The organism is Saezia sanguinis (genome assembly GCF_963921665.1).
GTDB lineage: Bacteria > Pseudomonadota > Gammaproteobacteria > Burkholderiales > Burkholderiaceae_C > Saezia > Saezia sanguinis.
In genome coordinates this window covers 54783-73087 of sequence record NZ_CAWUGC010000007.1, presented here as the reverse complement: position 1 = coordinate 73087, position 18305 = coordinate 54783, and the positions used below count along the sequence as shown (strand labels likewise).

Genomic DNA, 18305 nt, shown 5'->3' with positions numbered 1-18305 from the left:
ATTCCTGTTGCCAGTGTTGCAACACAATGCCGGGTCAGCTAAATCATGCAGGGCTTGGTACACTTGGAATAGCCTTTCCAGATGATTCTGTTTTAACTGAATGCAGTATGCTTTGAAAGGTTCTAAAGGAGATTTTGTGTTCCGTTTTTTTGAAAAGTTGGTTCAGCCGTATCCTGATACACAGCCGGAAGCAGCGCCACGCAACTTTTTTGCATTTGTCTGGCAATGTACCAAAGGGGTCAGGCCTTATATTGTTTTGATGACTTTTTTCGCAGCGGTTGTCGGCGCTTTTGAAGCGTTGCTGTTTGCCATGCTGGGGCATGTGGTGGACTGGCTGGCCGAGGTCAAACCAGATCAGCTCTGGATACAGGAAGGAAGAACGCTTTTGATTCTGGCAACCATCATGGTGGTCAGTATTGCGGTGGTAACGCTGGGAACAGTAATCAAACATCAGACCATTGCGGGTAATTTTCCGATGCGGCTGCGCTGGAATTTTCACCGGCTGATTCTGAACCAGAGCATGAACTTTTTTCAGGATGAATTTGCCGGGCGCGTTTCTGCCAAGGTGATGCAGACTGCGCTGGCGGTGCGTGATGTGTGCATGATACTGGCAGATATTCTGGTGTTTGTGACAATTTATTTTGTTACCATGATCAGCATTGTCGGCGGTTTTGATCTGTGGCTGTTACCGCCGTTTTTGTCCTGGCTGGTGTTGTATGTGATTGCATTGCGCTGGTTTGTGCCGCGGCTGGCCAAAACAGCACGTGCACAGGCTGACGCCCGTTCACTGATGACCGGGCGTATCACCGATGCGTATACCAACATCACCACCGTGAAGCTGTTTTCGCATGCGGGCCGGGAGGCGGATTATGCACGCTCGGCCATGCAGGAGTTTTTGCAGACGGTGCATGCACAGATGCGCCTGATCAGTGGCATTGAGGTGGTGAATCATACGCTGAGCATGCTGCTGATTCTGTCGACTGCCGGTGTGGCGCTGTTGTTGTGGACACAGGGGGCTGTAGGCGTAGGCGCCATTGCAGCGGCCACCGCGATGGCGTTGCGGCTCAATGGCATGTCGCACTGGGTGATGTGGGAAATGGCAATGCTGTTTGAGCAGGTGGGCACGGTACAGGACGGCATCAATACCCTGAGCAGAAAACCCGCAGTGGTGGATAAGCCCGAAGCGGGTGTGTTGCAGGTGTCGCAGGGGGAAGTCTGTTTTGATCATGTGCATTTCAATTACGGTGCGAAAACGCACCAGTCGGTTATTCAGGATTTCAGCCTGACCATCAAACCGGGCGAGCGCATTGGTCTGGTGGGGCGCTCGGGTGCCGGCAAATCGACGCTGGTTAATTTGCTGTTGCGTTTTTATGACCTGCAAAGCGGCCAGATCCGCATTGACGGGCAAAACGTTGCCGATGTCACGCAGGATAGCCTGCGCTCGCAAATTGGCATGGTGACGCAGGACACATCGCTGCTGCACCGCTCTGTGCGTGACAACATCATGTACGGCAAGCCTGACGCTACTGAAGAGGAGATGATTCATGCAGCCCGGCAGGCTGAGGCCGATGAGTTTATTGCGCACCTGATGGATCAAAAGGGGCGCAAAGGGTACGATGCCCATGTTGGTGAGCGTGGTGTGAAGCTCTCCGGCGGGCAGCGGCAACGCATTGCAATTGCGCGTGTCATGCTTAAGGATGCGCCGATTTTGCTGCTGGATGAAGCCACCAGCGCACTGGACTCTGAAGTGGAGCAGGCGATTCAGGACAGCCTGTACCAGCTGATGAAAGGCAAAACCGTAGTGGCTATTGCCCACCGGCTTTCCACCATTGCCGCGATGGACCGGCTGATTGTGCTTGATCAGGGCAATATTGTGGAAGAGGGCACCCATGCCAGCCTGCTGGCGCAGGGCGGCTTGTACGCGCAGCTATGGGCGCACCAGAGCGGTGGCTTCCTGCCGAATGATATGTGATATGTAAATGCATGGAGCAAGATGAATTTATACCGGCATATTGAATCGGCAACGGCCCGCGATATCGATGCTGTTGCCGATCTTTATACCGGGTTGAATGCGCATCTTGAACGTGTGTATGCTGAACCCTGGTGGCGCACGGGCATTTATCCTGTGCGCGATACCGCTTTGCAGGCGCTGGCAGAAAAAAGTCTTTTTGTATGGAAAGAAGAGGGCGTGGTTGCCGGCACTGTGATTTTGAACCACACACCTGAAATTGCTTACGATAAAACAACGGCCTGGCGGGTGCAGGCGCCAAATGAAGACATACTGGTGGTGCGCACGCTGGCAACGCACCCGCATTATTTCAGGCGGGGCATTGCACGCGCGATGCTGGAGTTTGCAAAAGATTACGCACGGCAGAAGGCTCAAAAATCAATCCGTCTGGATGTTTTTGAAAAAAATGAAGCCGCAATCAGACTATACCGAAGTGCCGGGTTTCAATACATTGATACGGTAGACCTGGATATTGATATTCCCTATCTGAGGCAGTTCTGTCTGTTCGAGTATCCGCTATGACCACTGCCTGAATCCTGCTGTTTATGCATTCCATAAAAAAACACCAGGCCTTTTCGGTCTGGTGTTTAGTGCCTGTGGGGTCAGGGCGTATTGTTATTTTTCGTTTTTATATTTTTTTGGTTATTTTGTTTTGGCTTTAACGGCTTCTCTCACGCCTTTGCCATAGGCTGGGTCAATCTGGTCAAACAGTTTGGCCTGCCGCTCAACGATTTCAGCCGGAACGCCCTGCATGGCATCGGCAATGTTGTTGTACAGGCGCTGGCGCTGTTCTTCATTGAACAGTTTCCACAACGCGCGGGGCTGGCTGAAGTCGTCGTTGCCTATGCGGTGGTTGTAGCGGTCTGCATCACCGCTGATTCTCAGCGGCGGCTCTTTCAGGCTGGGGTCTTCAACCGGGCCATTGAATGAGTTGGGCTCATAGTAGGCATCAGCGTTGGGCATGTTGGGTGTAAACCGCATGGCGCCGTCTTTATGGTAATGGTGAACCGGGCAGCGTGGCGCATTTACCGGCAGTGCTTCGTAATGGGTGCCCAACCGGTAGCGGTGCGCATCGGCATAGCTGAAAATACGTGCCTGCAGCATTTTGTCGGGAGAAAAGCCGATGCCGGGGATGATATTGGACGGGCTGAACGCAGCCTGTTCAATTTCCGAGAAATAGTTTTCCGGGTTGCGGTTAAGCTCGAGCACGCCTACTTCGATCAGCGGATAGTCGGCATGCGGCCAGACTTTGGTCAGGTCAAACGGGTTGTAAGGTGTTTTTTCGGCTTCCATTTCAGGCATGATCTGCACATACATGGTCCATTTGGGGTAGTTGCCTTTTTCAATGGATGTGTACAGGTCTTCCTGTGTGCTTTCGCGGGTTTTACCAACGACTTCGGCAGCCTGTGCGTTAGTCCAGTGCTTGTGACCCTGCTGGGTTTTGAAATGGAATTTCACCCAGAAGCGCTCGCCCTTGGCGTTCCAGAAAGAATAGGTGTGTGAGCCGAATCCGTCAATATGGCGGGCGTCTGTGGGCAGGCCGCGGTCTGAGAACAGTATGGTGACCTGATGCAGAGATTCAGGGGAGAGCGACCAGAAGTCCCACATGGCTGTCGGTGAGCGCATATTGGTACGCGGATGGCGTTTCTGGGTGTGAATGAAATCGGGAAATTTCATGCCGTCACGGATGAAAAATACCGGTGTGTTGTTACCCACCAGGTCCCAGTTGCCCTGCTCAGTATAGAACTTCAGTGCAAAGCCGCGCACATCACGTTCGGCATCTGCCGCACCCATTTCACCGGCGACGGTGGAAATACGGATCAGCATGGGTGTTTTTTTGCCAACTTCGCTGAATACGGTTGCTGCAGTGTATTTGGATATGTCTTTGGTGATGGTCAGCGTACCATAGGCGCCGGTACCTTTGGCGTGTACGGTACGTTCAGGAATGCGCTCGCGGTTCTGGTGTGCCAGTTTTTCGATGAGCTGGTAATCCTGCATCAGAACGGGTCCGCGTGCCCCTGCGGTAATGCTGTTCTGATTGTCTGTGATCGGGGCTCCGGCTGTTGTCGTCTGGACGGGTCTGGTTGTTTTCATCGTCGGATCCTTTCATGTAGTTGACGGATGTTTTATTGATAGATTCTATTGTAATTCATAATCAATTTAATCAAGCTATTGAATTTTGTAATGAAACCCATGCAAATTGGTTATCAGGGTTGTTTGGGAAAAGCAAAGAACGATACCGAATTGCTCAGTCGGGGTTGACATATGTTTGTCACGATTTTTATCTACAGTACTGCTTATACCATACAACCTGAGGTATAGCCATGTTAAGTGTTGATGCTGTATTGCAAGATCTATCACAGGGCAAAAGTGTGTCTTCATGGAAAAGAACGCTTTTGAAAAAGCTTTTGCATGAAAGCCGGTTTACTGAATTTGCTGAGAAGTATCCGCATTTGAGAGGTATCGACAGCGTCGAGCAGATTCTGGATGAAGTGGGGCCGCGAGCAGAGGTGGTTGATGGCGGTTTGGAAAATATCCCGAGCGAAGGTCCCGTGGTGCTGGTTGCCAACCATCCTCTGGGGGGGCTGGACGGTTTGGTCCTGTTGAAAATTCTGTCCAAAGTTCGCCCGGATATCAAAGTGGTTTCCAACCAGTTGCTTCAGTATCTTGAACCTTTGCGGAGTTTGTTTCTGGGGGTTGACAATATCGGCAACCGCACCAGTCGCAAGCAGGTGGAGCAGGTGCAGGCGCATTTGCAGAACAAGGGTGCATTGATTTTCTTTCCTGCGGCAGAGGTTTCACGCCTGAAATTGAAGGGTATACGCGACGGCCAATGGGGTACCGGGTTTATCCGCTTTGCTGCCAAGGCACGTGCGCCGATTGTTCCCATTCATATTGCGGCGCGAAACAGTGCATTTTTTTATTTCGCCAGTTGTATTTACAAGCCTTTGTCTACCGCGTTGCTGGTCAGGGAGATGTTTAACAAAAAAAACAAGTCCTTGAAAATTCGCATCGGTCGCAAAATTCCTTATGACAACTGGCATTCGGGGCGTATCCATCTGGCAGAACTGGCCGGGCGTTTTCGCAACCACACGTACCGGGTGGGGGCCAACAAGCCGGACGGGTTTTTGACAGAGGCGCCGATTGCGTTGCCTGAAGACAGAATCGTGCTGAAAAAAGCGATTGAAGCCTGCGCCCCTTTGGGGCAGACTCCGGATGGAAAGGTGATATACCTCTACCAGCGTTGCGGTGCGGTGAATGTGCCGGTTTTGCGTGAGCTTGGTCGCTTGCGTGAAGTGGCTTTCCGTGCCGTTGGCGAAGGTAGCGGCAACCGCCGCGATCTTGACCGTTACGATGACATGTACCACCACCTGATTTTGTGGGACCCACAGGCTCTGGAAGTTGTCGGCGCTTACCGTTTTATGCCTGCTGCCAGTGCATTTGAACAGGGCAGAATGGCGGATTTGTACAGCTACACACTGTTCGAATATGGCAAGGAGATGAACGACATACTTGCGTGCGGTATTGAACTGGGCCGCAGCTTTGTTCAGCCTGCCTACTGGGGGAAAAGGGGGCTGGACTACCTGTGGCAGGGGATTGGTGCTTATGTGGCCCGCTATCCGCAGTACCGCTACCTTTTCGGGCCGGTTTCAATTTCAGGCGCATTGCCTGCCGCTGCACGCGATTTGTTGGTGGCGTTTTACCGTATGTATTTCTCTGCCGCGGGGCAAATCGCATATTCCAGGTGGGCGTATCCGGCATCGGTTCCTGAGGTGCAGGCGATTTTTGATGGCAATGATTACGCCAAAGATTTAATCAGTCTTAAAACCATGTTGAACAATATGGGGTGTTCGATTCCGACGTTGTATAAACAGTATTCAGAGTTATGCGAGCCCGGTGGCGTGCAGTTTCTTGATTTTGGTATAGACCCGGACTTTAACCACTGCATTGATGGCCTGGTTGTGGTTGATATGTCGCGGTTGAAGGCGTCAAAATACCAGCGCTATATTGAGCCTTATCTGGCATTCCAGGGATGAATGGGTTGGGCATAGAGGACTGATTGCCTGCTTTGCCATGGCTGTATCCGGCTTGCCGAAAATGGCATAGAAGCGGTTATTCAGCCTATCTGCCGGCATGTACGCCGGCAGATACCGAGTCTTTTAGAAAGAGTAAATCAGATTGACGCCGGCATAGTGGCTGTAGGTATGCTTGCTGACCTCGAAGTTGTAGCTGGCAGCCAGTTGAAAATCTTTGGTGACATGCCAGACGCTGTTGATGCCCAGCCCCAGGGCGTCACTGTCGAGTTTGTCTGCATAGCTTTCGTACCTTGTCCCGGACGTGTCCATCAGGAAAAATGCCCGGGCCGAAGCCGCGTTATCGCCGTACAGTCCCGCATAGTAAATTTCGCCACTGACATTCATGTCCTTGTTATTGGTCCAGGTCAGGCTGGTGCCGGCCCTGAGGAAGTGGAAGTTTTCTTTATGCGAGTCAACCTGCAGCGCATAATTTCCCCAGCTTTCCGTATAGCTGCCAACATCAAGCCGCATGTATTCGTAGGAGAGGAAGGGGCGCATCATCCATGATTCATCAAGCTGAAAGCGGCGTCCGAAGTTGATGCCCAGATTCAGGTTGTTGGAGCTGTAGTCTGCAGAATAACTTTGCCAGTAGACGCGCCGGGTCTGGTCGTATGATGTGCGGCCATAAGCACCCAGCAGGCCCAGCTCGATCTGGCCTGGCAGAAGAGTTCCGCCATACAGAGCCACGCTCACACTTTTGGCGTTGATATCGGCGTCTGTTGAACGGTACTCGGGCCATGAGCCAAAAATGGCAAGCCCCAGGAAAAACTCCCGGTCAAAACAGTTATCAATGCCTAAGGCAATACCGGGTGTTTTCAATGTGAAGTTGCTGCCGCTGTCGCGGCTGGTGTAGCGGTATGTGGGTTTGAGCCATACGTTATGTGATTTTTCGCACTGGTCCTGGCAATCCTGCGTGGCATTGTTATCGACTGGCAGTGGCTGGTCGCGGCAGTTATCAAAGCATTCAAAATTCCAGGCAAAGCGCTCGCTGAGCATGTTGCCCATGACATTCTGTGTGGCTATACCGCTGGGGGCGGTGGTTGCCGATGATGCGCCGGTTTCCTCGTTGTATGTTTTGCTTTGAATGTATGCGACCAGATCATGTGACAGCGCATTGTTTTCACGCCAATACAGGCCATAGCGGTAGTCATAAAAGCCAGACGAGAATGCGCCTTCAGGATTGAGAATGGTGCTGCTGTTTGACAGGCTGTCGCTTGCGCGCAGGCTCAGCAAGGGGGCTTCGGCACCGGCGGGCAGTTCAAAATAGCTGAATGAACCGCCCTGGTTCATGCCGACATTGGAACCGGAGCTCAGTGTAATGTCTTTGCCATTGATCAGATGCGGCGTTGCGGAGAGGGCAAACAGGAGGTTGCTGCCCGAAGCCATGTTGAACGAGGCTGTGGTGGCATTGCGCAGATCAATATGGGCCGGGCTGTTGTTGGCACGCGCCAGATACAGGGTGCCTTCGTTGATGTTCCAGGTGGTGGCACTGGCCATGTCGTTGTGGCCTGCCAGTATCCACGTGCCGGCACCGTTTTTGTTGATGGTCAGGTTCACATTGCCAAGCGGGCGTGAATCGTATTTTCCGACTGTGTTATCGGCCTGAGAAGCCAGCGGGTCAAGCATGTTCACATTGGCGCCAGCTGCAACGTCAAGGGTGAACGCTGTGGTCAGTGCGCCTGAGGAGACGCTGCCAAAATAAATGCTGTTGGGTACGACGCCGGTTGCGCCCGGATTATGTGTATTGCCTGAAAAGGTGATGTCTTTTCCCGCATCCGCAATCAGTGTCAGGCTGGGGCCGGAGTTGTAAATGGCGCCGCCCAGGCCGCTGCTCATATCTCCTGTATTGCTTGTTGTGGCCCGGTTGTTATAAAAGCTTGCACCTTCAATGATGGAAGCGCTGAGTATGGAAATAGCGCCACCCAGGCCTGACTTGTCTGCGTTGCCGCCTGATGTGCTGGAGCCGCCTGAACCGCCTTGTGCCAGGTTGTTGCGGAATACAACGTTCTGGGCGCCGGTCATGTCCAGGCCGAGAAAGCCGATGTAAACAGCGCCGCCGTTGCCCGAGTTGGAGGCATTGAGCCCGTTGGCATTGCCGCCAATGGCCCGGTTGTTTTCAAACGTGATGTTCTGGGCATCAGTCAGATTCAATTGGGATGCATAAATGGCACCACCCTGGCCGGAACCCGCAGTGCTGTTGTTGCCTGTGCCGCTGGCGTTGCCTGCAATGGCCTGATTTCCCGAGAAGGTGATATTCTGTGCATTGCTGAGGTTAAGGGCGTTATATACATAAATTGCACCGCCTGCACCTGAGTTGCTGCCGTGTCCGTTGCCTCCGGTGGCTGTATTGTTATAAAAACCGATGTTGCTGGCGTTGCTTATGGATAGGCTGTTGGCGGCATAAACGGCACCGCCCTGGCCACTGCTGACAAAACTGTCAATCCCCTGTGCCTGGCTGTTGCGGATTTCCAGATTGGCTAGGTTGAGGGTCACATTGGATGGCGTGAAGCTGAACATGCCCCCTTTGGCTGGTGCTGTCCCGGCAGCCTGGGTGAGCACAACAGCAGAGCCGCTGCCGGACTCGACGGTGAGGGAGGTGTAGGGAAATGGCTGACCGATGAAGGACGCGTCGTCATTGTGAATGCGAATCACATCGCCATTAGCCAGTACGCCTGAAGTGACCAGGCTGTCGAGGGTAGGGTACGTCTGTCCGTTGCCTACATCGTAGGTGGCTGCAAAGGCGGTACCCGTATATAGACATAATGCGGCAGGAATGGTCAGGAAACAGATGCTTTGTTTGTTTTTAACTTTCAAATCGAACATGGTTGTTCCTTTGTATAAGGGAATCAAGTCATCGTGGTAGCAATAAATTCATACGGTACTGCATGGGCAGTTCACCGGTGGGCATATATGCTGGGAGTGTTGGTATTTCGGCGGCGTAGCTGATTAATTGTCCTTTCTTTTTTTCGTGCGGTCAGTTAACTTGGCTACTGTTTGAAAAACGAATGCAATGTCTGACGGTATCCAATCAGGTTAAACTAAACGACAGCCTGTTGAATTTGATTCAAATCCTGCTCAGTTCGACCCGATTGATGTACCGGACAAATAAAAATGAAAATCAATTACGATGATCTCAGGATTGACAGCGTAATTGGCTCATATGATAGCAAGGAGCCCTTGAGGTATCGATATTTTTTAAATATCCATCCATGGGGTGTGGTGTTGTGGGCGCCGGAGGAGTTCTGCTGATTCCGCGTATTGGGAACAAGGGGTTTTAGCGCCGTTAAGGAGGCCTGTTTTCGGGTGGTTTTCCGGTATAGGGTCACGGGGCCGAAGCCCCGGTTTGGAAGGGTTAGTCAATGATTCGGTCCAGCCGTTTGACCAGTACCTGTGAACGGCGCTCCCAGTTGTATTTTTTCAAACGCGCCTCGGGCAGCCACTCGGGCTTAACCGGCTCAAACCCGCGTTTAATGAACCAGTGCATGGTTCGTGTGGTGAGCACAAAAATGCTTTCAAACCCGAGCGCCCGTGCGCGTTGTTCAATGCGTTTCAGCAGCCGGTCACCATCGCCCTGACCCTGTGCCTGAGGCAGTACCGTGAGGGCGGCCATTTCGCCGGTTTTGGCTTGAGGGTAGGGGTAAAATGCCGCGCAGCCAAACAGCACGCCGTCGTGTTCTATCACGGTATAGGCTGAAATATCGCGTTCAATGTCGGTGCGGCTGCGCTTGACCAGGATGCCGTCTTTTTCCAGTGGTTCGATCAACTGGATAATACCTCCGACGTCGTCAGAGCGGGCTTCGCGCAGGCTGTCGAGCTTTTCATCGACAATCATGGTGCCGATGCCGTCATGGGTGAAGATTTCCATCAACAGCCCACCATCCACGGCATAAGGAATGATGTGCACACGCTCAACACCGTTCTGCGATGCCTTGACCGCATATTTCAGGTAGTAGGCGGCATCGGTGGGTTGCTGGGTATCAGGCAATTTGGCCAGCAGGTCTTCTGCCTGGTGCAGACTTAATTCATGCAGAATGCCTGAGTTTTCGTCGGTTGCAGGAGCCGGCGGGGCTGTTGCGGCGCTTGTTACAGCCTGAGTCGGCTGCTGTTGCTCGTCTTTGACCAGGGTTTCCGAAATGCCCTTGATTTCGGTGACAAAAATCAGTTTGTCGGCTTTGAGCGCTGCGGCCGCCTGGCTGGCTACGTCTTCCATGGTCAGGTTAAAAGCTTCACCCGTAGGTGAAAAACCAAACGGCGAAAGCAGTACAATAGCGTTTTGCTCCAATGCGCGCTGTATGCCGACACTGTCGAGTTTGCGCACCAGACCGGTCTGCTCAAAATTGACACCATCGACAATGCCCAGAGGCTTGGCCGTGATGTAGTTGCCTGACAGCACGCGGATCTGTGCATGTGCCATGGGGGTATTGGGCAGCCCCTGGCTGAATGCGGCTTCAATCTGGTAACGCAGTTGACCGGCGGCTTCCTGTGCAGCGTCCAGGGCGGCTTCGTCGGTAATGCGAATGCCGTTGACAAAACGTGAGGCGTGTCCTTTCGTGGCGAGTTGTTCCTCGACCTGTAGCCGAAAGCCGTGGGTCAGCACAATTTTGATGCCTAAAGAGTGGATCAGTGCCAGGTCCTGTACAAAGTGTGCAAGGCGCCCGGCAGCGATCAGTTCGCTGGCAATGCCGATGACGAATGTTTTGCCTTTGTGTGCATGGATATACGGTGCAACCGAGCGGAACCAGGGCACAAAAAGGTGAGGAAATACGAGTTCCATAACATCAACAATCTATAGGTTTAAGGATAATCACGCATTCTGCATGAATCACATGGCTTCTACTGAATTAAAAACTACAACGCTCAACATTAGCTTTCCTGAAGAACTGCCAGTGTCGTCCCGGCGCGACGAAATTGCCGCGGCTATTCGTGCCCACCAGGTTATTATTGTATGCGGTGAAACGGGTTCGGGTAAAACAACACAGTTACCCAAGATTGTATTGGCGATGGGGCGCGGACGAGCCAACGGCGGCAGGCTGATCGGCCATACGCAGCCCCGGCGTATTGCGGCTTCCAGCGTGGCCAAGCGTATTGCCGAAGAACTGAAAACACCTTTTGGTGAAGTGGTTGGCTATAAAGTGCGTTTTCAGGACAAGCTTTCCAAAGACGCATCCATCAAACTGATGACCGATGGCATTCTGCTGGCGGAAATCCAGTCTGATCCCGACCTCAAGGCCTATGACACGCTGATCATTGACGAGGCGCATGAGCGCAGCCTGAACATTGATTTTCTGCTGGGGTATCTCAAGCAACTGCTGCCGCGGCGTCCTGATCTGAAGGTGATTGTGACTTCCGCCACAATTGATGCTGACCGGTTTGCACGGCATTTTGCATCGGGCAAGGGGCCGGCACCGGTGATCATGGTTTCCGGGCGGCTCTATCCGGTAGAGGTGCGCTACCAGCCATTTGAGGATTCGCGTGATTATGGCCTGAACGAAGCCATTGCTGATGCGGCTGATGCGTTATGGCGCGACCCTCATCAGGGGGGCGATATTCTGGTGTTTTTGCCGGGAGAGCGTGAAATTCGTGAAACGGCGGACCATTTGCGCAAGCATACGGCAAGCCGTTATGCCCAACTGGGTGCAGTGGAAGTGCTGCCTTTGTTTGCACGCCTTTCGCCACAGGAGCAGGAAAAGATTTTCCACCCACAGGGCAGCCGGCGCATTGTGCTGTCGACCAATGTGGCCGAAACATCGCTGACGGTGCCGGGTATCCGCTACGTGGTTGATTCCGGGCTGGCGCGTGTCAAGCGCTACAGTTACCGCAACAAGGTGGAGCAGTTGCTGATAGAAGCAATCAGCCAGGCGGCTGCCAACCAGCGTTCGGGACGTTGCGGACGTGTTGCCAACGGGATTTGCATTCGCCTGTATGACGAGCAGGATTTCAAAGGAAGACCGCCATTTACCGACCCGGAGATTCTGCGCTCGTCCTTAGCGGGCGTGATTCTGCGTATGATTTCGCTTGGACTGGGGGCGGTGGACGAATTCCCGTTTATTGAACCGCCTTCGGGCCGTGCCGTGGCCGATGGTTATGCGCTGCTTTCTGAGCTGGGGGCAATCAATGAACTGGAGCGTACTTTAACCGATGTGGGCAAGGTGCTGGCGCGGTTGCCGCTGGATCCGCGCATTGGCCGCATGATTCTGGAGGCGCGTGAACGCCAGTCTCTGGCCGAAGTGCTGGTGGTGGCCGCCGCGATGAGTGTGCAGGATGTGCGCGACCGCCCGCTGGATGCGCAGCAGAAAGCCGATGAGAAACACAAATTGTTTGATGATGAGCGGTCTGAGTTTTCCGGTACGCTGCGGCTGTGGCAGTGGCTGGAGCAGTTGCGCGGGCGCAGCCTTTTTGCGCCGACTGAGCAGGCTGTATTGGCCGCACAGGCGGGTAAAAAGGGAGCAGGGCCGAATGCACAGAAAAGGGGAGAAAAATCCCAGCCTGCATCCCAGCCAGCAAATAAAGGTGCTATCAGGAAAAGCCAAAAGACAGCACCCGTTGAGGTGCAGCAGGATGGCGCGTTGCATAAGCTCAGCAACCGGCAGCAGGAACTGCGGATGCGTGAACAGTTCATCAGCCCGCGCCGGGTGCGTGAATGGCGTGATATCCATACGCAACTATTGACCGTTGTACGTGAGCACGGCTGGCGGCTGAACAGCAAGCCTGCAACTTATGAACAACTTCATCTGGCCTTGCTCAGCGGGCTTTTGGGCAACATTGGTTGCAAGAGTGATGATGAAGACTGGTATCTGGGCGCGCGCGGTATCAAGTTCTGGCCGCACCCGGGAGCCAACCTGAATAAAAAGCCGGGGCGCTGGGTGATGGCCGCCGAACTGGTGGAAACATCGCGCCTGTTTGGTCGTTCGCTGGCGACGATACAGGCTGCCTGGATAGAAACCATGGGGCAGCATTTGCTGAAATACCAGTTGCTGGATCCGCATTGGGAGAAAAAAGCCGCTGAAGTGGTGGCGCTGCAGCGGGCTACGCTGTATGGGCTGGTGATCTTTAATAACCGGAAAGTCAATTACGGCAAGATTGATCCGCAGCAGTCGCGTGAAATTTTCATACGCGAAGCGCTGGTGGCCGGGGACTGGGACAGCAAGCTGCCGTTTTTAGCACATAACCGCAAAATGGTGGCGCAGGTGCAGGCGATGGAGCATAAAGCGCGCCGACAGGATTTGCTGGTGGATGACGAGCTGATTTATGCTTTTTATGACCAGCAGGTACCTGAACATGTGGTCAGCGGTCATACGTTTGAAACCTGGTACCGGCAGGAGGCCAAAAAACAACCCCGGCTGCTTTATTTGAATAAAGAAGAGCTGATGCGCCATGAGGCCGCAGGCATTACAACGGATGCTTATCCGCGCATGATCCGGCTGGGTGGCATTGACTGTGCTGTCAGCTATCTGCACGAACCGGGGCATGTGCGCGATGGCATGACGGTGACCGTGCCGATTTACGCGCTGAACCAGGTCAGTGACGAACGGGCTGAATGGCTGGTGCCGGGCATGCTGACCGATAAATTGACCGCATTGTTGAAAAACCTGCACCAACGCCCACGCTCGCGGCTGATGCCGCTGGCAGCTTATATTCAAAGTTTCATTGAAAGCCATCCATTTGGCGAAGGCGGCCTGTTTGAGGCATTGTTGCATGCAATACGCCAGAAAACACAATTGGATGTAAAGCGTACCGATTTCCGGCTGGAAAATATGCCGCCGCATGTGTTCATGAATTTTGTGGTGGTTGACGAACATGGCCGCCAACTGGGTATGGGGCGCAATTTGTCCGCATTAAAAGCCGAGTTCGGTGCCCTGGCACGTAATGCATTTCAGGCGCTGGCTGCACTCAAACTGCCCCAGACACCTGCTGAACAGGCGCATGTACAACCCTTGCCATCCGGCCAATCTGAAGGTACTGAGAAAAAGGTTACAGTTACTGCGCAAAAAACACTGCCGCAAAGTGAAGAGCGCTACACAGCATGGACATTTGGTGAGCTGCCTGAACTGATGGAAATACGCAAAGGCAAGCAGACGCTGGTGGGTTTTCCTGCGCTGGTGGATGAGGGCGATGCGGTGCATATTGAGGTATACGATGAGCCTGAAGTGGCGGCAGCACATCACCGCGCCGGGTTAAGGCGGCTGGTGGCTTTGCAGGTGAAAGATGCGCTGAAATATCTTGAGAAAAATGTACCTGACCTGCAACGCATGTCGATGGGGTATATGTCCCTGGGAACAGCAGAGGAGTTGAAAGACCAGATTCAGGCGCTGGCGCTGGACCGTGCTTTTCTGGCAGATCCTTTACCTGTTGATGCAGCGTCGTTTGAGGCGTGTGTGAACCAGGGACGTGCCCGCCTGCAACTGATTGCACAGGAGGTGGCGCGGATGGCGTCAACGGTTCTTGCCGAATATAACGTGGCGATCCGCAAGCTCAAAGACAGTAAACCGCCCAAAGCGGTACACGATGATATCCAGGCCCAGCTTGCGCGTCTGGTTTCCAAGCGGTTTGTTCTGGAAACGCCATGGGCACAGATGCAGCATGTGCCGCGCTACCTGAAAGCCGTGGTGATGCGGCTGGATAAATACAAGGCAGATCCGGCGCGTGACGAAGCGCGTATGGCAGAAATGCGTTCACTGGAGCAGCGTTACCAGCGCCGGGTTGCTGAACTGCATGGCAAAGCGGATGCACGCTTGCAGGATTTTCGCTGGATGCTGGAGGAGTTGCGCGTGAGTCTTTTTGCACAGGAACTGCGCACGCCCTATCCGGTCAGTGTGAAGCGTTTGGAAAAAACCTGGGCCCAGTTGTCGCAGGGGTAAACCGTATTGTTTTCTCTGTCATTCCAAGATGCAGGATTATCCAGATGGCAAGCGCAAAATATACTTGCATGCGCCTTGGCTGTTGTGCAGCGGGTAAATAGACCTGTTTTTGCAGGGCACTAAAAGAGTAAAAAATCCCGTAGCAATTCATATGTGAGCGAATACCGGTTTTAAGGTAATGAGGGTGCGTTGGTTTTGTAAAAACGATACCCGGTTTGCATATTCAGGCTTGTTGATCGGCCAGGTTTTTAGCCGGTATCACGAAAACATGTATTTCAAATGTTGTAAAAATGTTTGATGCGGTCTGCATTGGGATATGCAATTCAAATTAATTATTGTCTTTCGTGATTTTTGTCAAAACCAGGAGCATGGCCGGGCTGGAAGTCATCATAGAATGCCTTCACATCTCTATGATAAAAATTTTTTTCTTAATTGATATTCAGGGCACATTGAAACAAATTTTTTTATTGAATTGTCTTGGAGTTTTTGAATGAAGTCTTATAAAAGAAAGGCTGTTGCCCTGAGTATCTTAGGTCTGGCTGCGCATTATGCATCGGCACAGACTGCCAGTTGTACCAGTGGGGCTGAGTGTGTTCAAACCGGCAGCAGCTATGGCCCAGGAAGCCCGGCCGTGCTGTCGCAGAATGCGGGCAGTATTTTGCGTTTCACCGCTGTGGATGTTGAGATTACAACCTCGGGCGGCAGCCAGCGCGGAATTACTGCCGACAACAATGGCAGCATTGTGTTTGAAGGCAATTTGAAGGTCAGCCCTTTAGCCCGTACCACAACACAGTCCATTATTTACCCGACCAATGGTGGCACCATCCGTGTTGGCGGTAATTTCGATATCACCGCAGAAACGGGCGGTGCAGGGGCTCCTGGAATCATGTATATGATGAACGGGAATTTCATTGTTGATGGCAATGCCAGCATGACGCTTTTGGCAAATTCCGATCAGGGAACGATGGTGCAGTTGAACTCCGGCAGTGTTTTCAGCGTTGGCGGCAAGGCGGTGCTGACGAATTTGAGTTCAAATAATGCGACGCTTGTTTTAAGTGCGCAAGATACATCAAAAGCATCATTCAATGAACTGGAAATTAACACCAACGCCGCTCAGGGGTTGATTGCCGGTGGCACTGCCAGTGTGACTTCAACCGGAACAACAACCATTACAGCGAACAAGGCTTACAGTTCTGGCATCTGGATCAATGGGTATGGGCTTGTCAGCCTGGGTGAAAGTGCGGCTGTGACCCAGCAGATGGAGAACAGCCGCGCAGGCATTGCGCAGGTCAACATTGGCGCCAATGCCAAAGTATCAGGTGATTATGCGCTGAATGTGCTCAGTGGTGCTCCTAACACCGTCATCACGATCAAAGGTATAGTGGACTCTGATGTTTATGCTGTATATAGCAGTAGCGTCAATACCAAACAAAGCGTGTGGATTGATGGCGGACAGGTGCGTGGTGATATTACTTTGTTCCAGGGGGATGACAGCTTTAAGATCACGTCAGGCACTTTCAATGGCAATATCTACATGGGAGATGGAGACGATTACGTCGAAATTGCCGGCGGTAAAGTCACAGGCCAGCTTTACATGGGCTCAGGCCAGGATAGCGCAACCATTAAAGGCAACCCTGATGTGAGCGGCGTGGTTATATTCAATGGTGGCTCGGATGGTACGGCAACGAGTACAGGGGCTTTGTCGTTCAGTGGCAGTGAAATGAGTGCGCGCAGTTTCGACGGTACCGGTTTGTTTATTTATGGCTGGGATACACTGAATCTGACCAAAGGCACCCGCCTGACGATGACCGGGACCAACATATTGTCAGCCTCGACCGGGTTAGCCAATAACCACGTGAATATTGACAGCACGTCCACTTTGCTGCACGATCCGGCAACGCCCTCACAAACGATTATTGCCACGGTTAACAACGCCGGGCACATGACCATGGGCAATAATCTGGCGGTTGGCGATACTTGGACGATTCAGGGCAACTACGTTGGCAACAATGGTCTGGTGACATTTGATACCACGCTGGACGGGGATCTGTCGCCTACCGATAAACTGGTGATACAGGGCGATACATCGGGAACCACGCGTGTGAGAGTCAACAACGTGGGTGGTGTTGGCGCATTGACCCAAAGCGGTATTGAAATTATTGAAGTGCAGGGCCAGTCTGATGGCACATTTGTACAGGATGGGCGCATTGTTGCAGGCGCTTATGATTACAAGCTGGACCGGGGGAATATGGCCAATGGCACAAATGATGCTAACTGGTATTTGACTTCGTATGACAGCCCGCTGGTTCTTGTGCCTGAGCCTGATACAGAGGATTCCAAAGTCATCACTCCGGTTGTGAGGCCTACTGTAAGGCCTGAGGCGGGTGCCTACCTGGGGCTGATGGAGCATAATCGGGCAGCGTTTTCTCACAGTTTTCATGATCGCCAGCAACTGCTGAACAATCAGTACGAATCTTCCTGGGGACGCATTGAGTACAGCGAGATTAAAACGCGGGCCGGGCTTGACGATCAGCTCAGCAATAAAGTACAGAGCACTTTGCTGCATGTAGGCACGGATGTTTATCAGGATGAAATTTTTCATTTCGGTGTCATGGGAGCATACAGCCGGGGCGATGTGTCTTCGCGTTCTCGAGTGACAGGCTTTACGGCCGATGGCAAATCGGACGGCTATTCGCTGGGCGTATATGCAACCTGGTTCAACCAGGATAAGGCCAACGATAAACCTTATGAAGGTTATTACGTTGATACCTATGCACAATACAACTGGTTTAACAACAAGGTCAATGGTCAGGGGCTGCCGCAGGAGCGTTACCGCACCGATGGTTTTACTTTATCGGCTGAAACCGGCTACAGCTTTTTGCTGGGAGAGCAGGACCAGAATCAGGCTATATGGACACTGGAGCCACAGGCACAGGTTATTTACAGCCACATGGATGGCAGCGATCATTGGGAGAGCAACGGCACCCGGGTACATATCGGTAAAAGTGGCGGCCTGACTGGCAGGGTTGGCTTGCGCGTGCAAAGGCATCATGAAGAAGGTTTGCAGCCTTTTGCCACTTTGAATTATTGGTATGGTGAGCGCCAGGAGTCTTTGCAAATGAGTTATGTGCCTGTTGAAAGTAACCGCTCCCGTCACCTGCTGGAACTGAAAATAGGGGCGCAAACGCCGATTTCGGAAAACTGGCAGATATACGGTCAATTGCAGGGAGTAATTGGTGAGAATTCGACCAGGGGCTATGGTGCCAATGTCGGGTTGAGATATTCCTGGTAAGTGATGAGGCTGTACGGTGCTCATGCAATTGCAGGTACAGCCAAATTGCAGAGGTTTTTGCTGTTTTGCCA

At 52.7% G+C, this 18305-nt stretch carries 8 protein-coding genes; 5 read left to right on the top strand and 3 right to left on the bottom strand.

Going from position 1 to position 18305, the window contains the following annotated elements; all coding sequences use genetic code 11:
• The first annotated feature begins 136 nt into the window (after positions 1 to 136).
• Both AACY98_RS05545 and AACY98_RS05540 read left to right on the top strand, forming a co-directional pair.
• Positions 137 to 1972 carry an ABC transporter ATP-binding protein gene (locus tag AACY98_RS05545; protein ID WP_339802633.1) on the top strand — a complete coding sequence of 612 codons (1836 nt, stop codon included), beginning with the start codon at positions 137 to 139 and terminating at the stop codon, positions 1970 to 1972.
• A gap of 21 nt (positions 1973 to 1993) precedes the next feature.
• Entirely contained in the window at positions 1994 to 2530 is a 537-nt protein-coding gene (locus AACY98_RS05540; protein ID WP_339802631.1) for a GNAT family N-acetyltransferase, read from the top strand.
• Between the two features lie 120 nt (positions 2531 to 2650).
• On the opposite strand, the gene AACY98_RS05535 is transcribed toward AACY98_RS05540, so the two are convergent.
• Positions 2651 to 4102 (bottom strand): catalase, encoded by a 1452-nt coding sequence (locus AACY98_RS05535; RefSeq protein WP_339802628.1) that lies wholly within the window; start codon positions 4100 to 4102, stop codon positions 2651 to 2653.
• 302 nt (positions 4103 to 4404) lie between these two features.
• On the opposite strand from AACY98_RS05535, the gene AACY98_RS05530 reads away from it, so the two are divergent.
• The gene (locus AACY98_RS05530) at positions 4405 to 6045 is read left to right on the top strand and encodes a lysophospholipid acyltransferase family protein (RefSeq protein WP_339802626.1); all 1641 of its coding nucleotides are present in this window, start codon (positions 4405 to 4407) and stop codon (positions 6043 to 6045) included.
• Between the two features lie 123 nt (positions 6046 to 6168).
• Here AACY98_RS05530 and AACY98_RS05525 read toward each other — a convergent pair whose 3' ends face one another.
• Positions 6169 to 8907 (bottom strand): autotransporter domain-containing protein, encoded by a 2739-nt coding sequence (locus tag AACY98_RS05525; protein WP_339802623.1) that lies wholly within the window; start codon positions 8905 to 8907, stop codon positions 6169 to 6171.
• A 529-nt stretch (positions 8908 to 9436) separates the two neighbouring features.
• Positions 9437 to 10858 (bottom strand): amino-acid N-acetyltransferase, encoded by a 1422-nt coding sequence (gene argA / locus AACY98_RS05520; protein WP_339802620.1) that lies wholly within the window; start codon positions 10856 to 10858, stop codon positions 9437 to 9439.
• A 52-nt stretch (positions 10859 to 10910) separates the two neighbouring features.
• Here argA and hrpA point away from each other — a divergent pair, with 52 nt between their 5' ends.
• Positions 10911 to 14942, top strand: coding sequence for an ATP-dependent RNA helicase HrpA (gene hrpA, locus AACY98_RS05515; RefSeq protein WP_339802617.1), 4032 nt, complete (start codon positions 10911 to 10913; stop codon positions 14940 to 14942).
• A gap of 490 nt (positions 14943 to 15432) precedes the next feature.
• Positions 15433 to 18234: an autotransporter outer membrane beta-barrel domain-containing protein gene (locus AACY98_RS05510; RefSeq protein WP_339802614.1), complete on the top strand. Its 2802-nt coding sequence runs from the start codon at positions 15433 to 15435 to the stop codon at positions 18232 to 18234.
• The last annotated feature ends 71 nt before the right edge of the window (positions 18235 to 18305 follow it).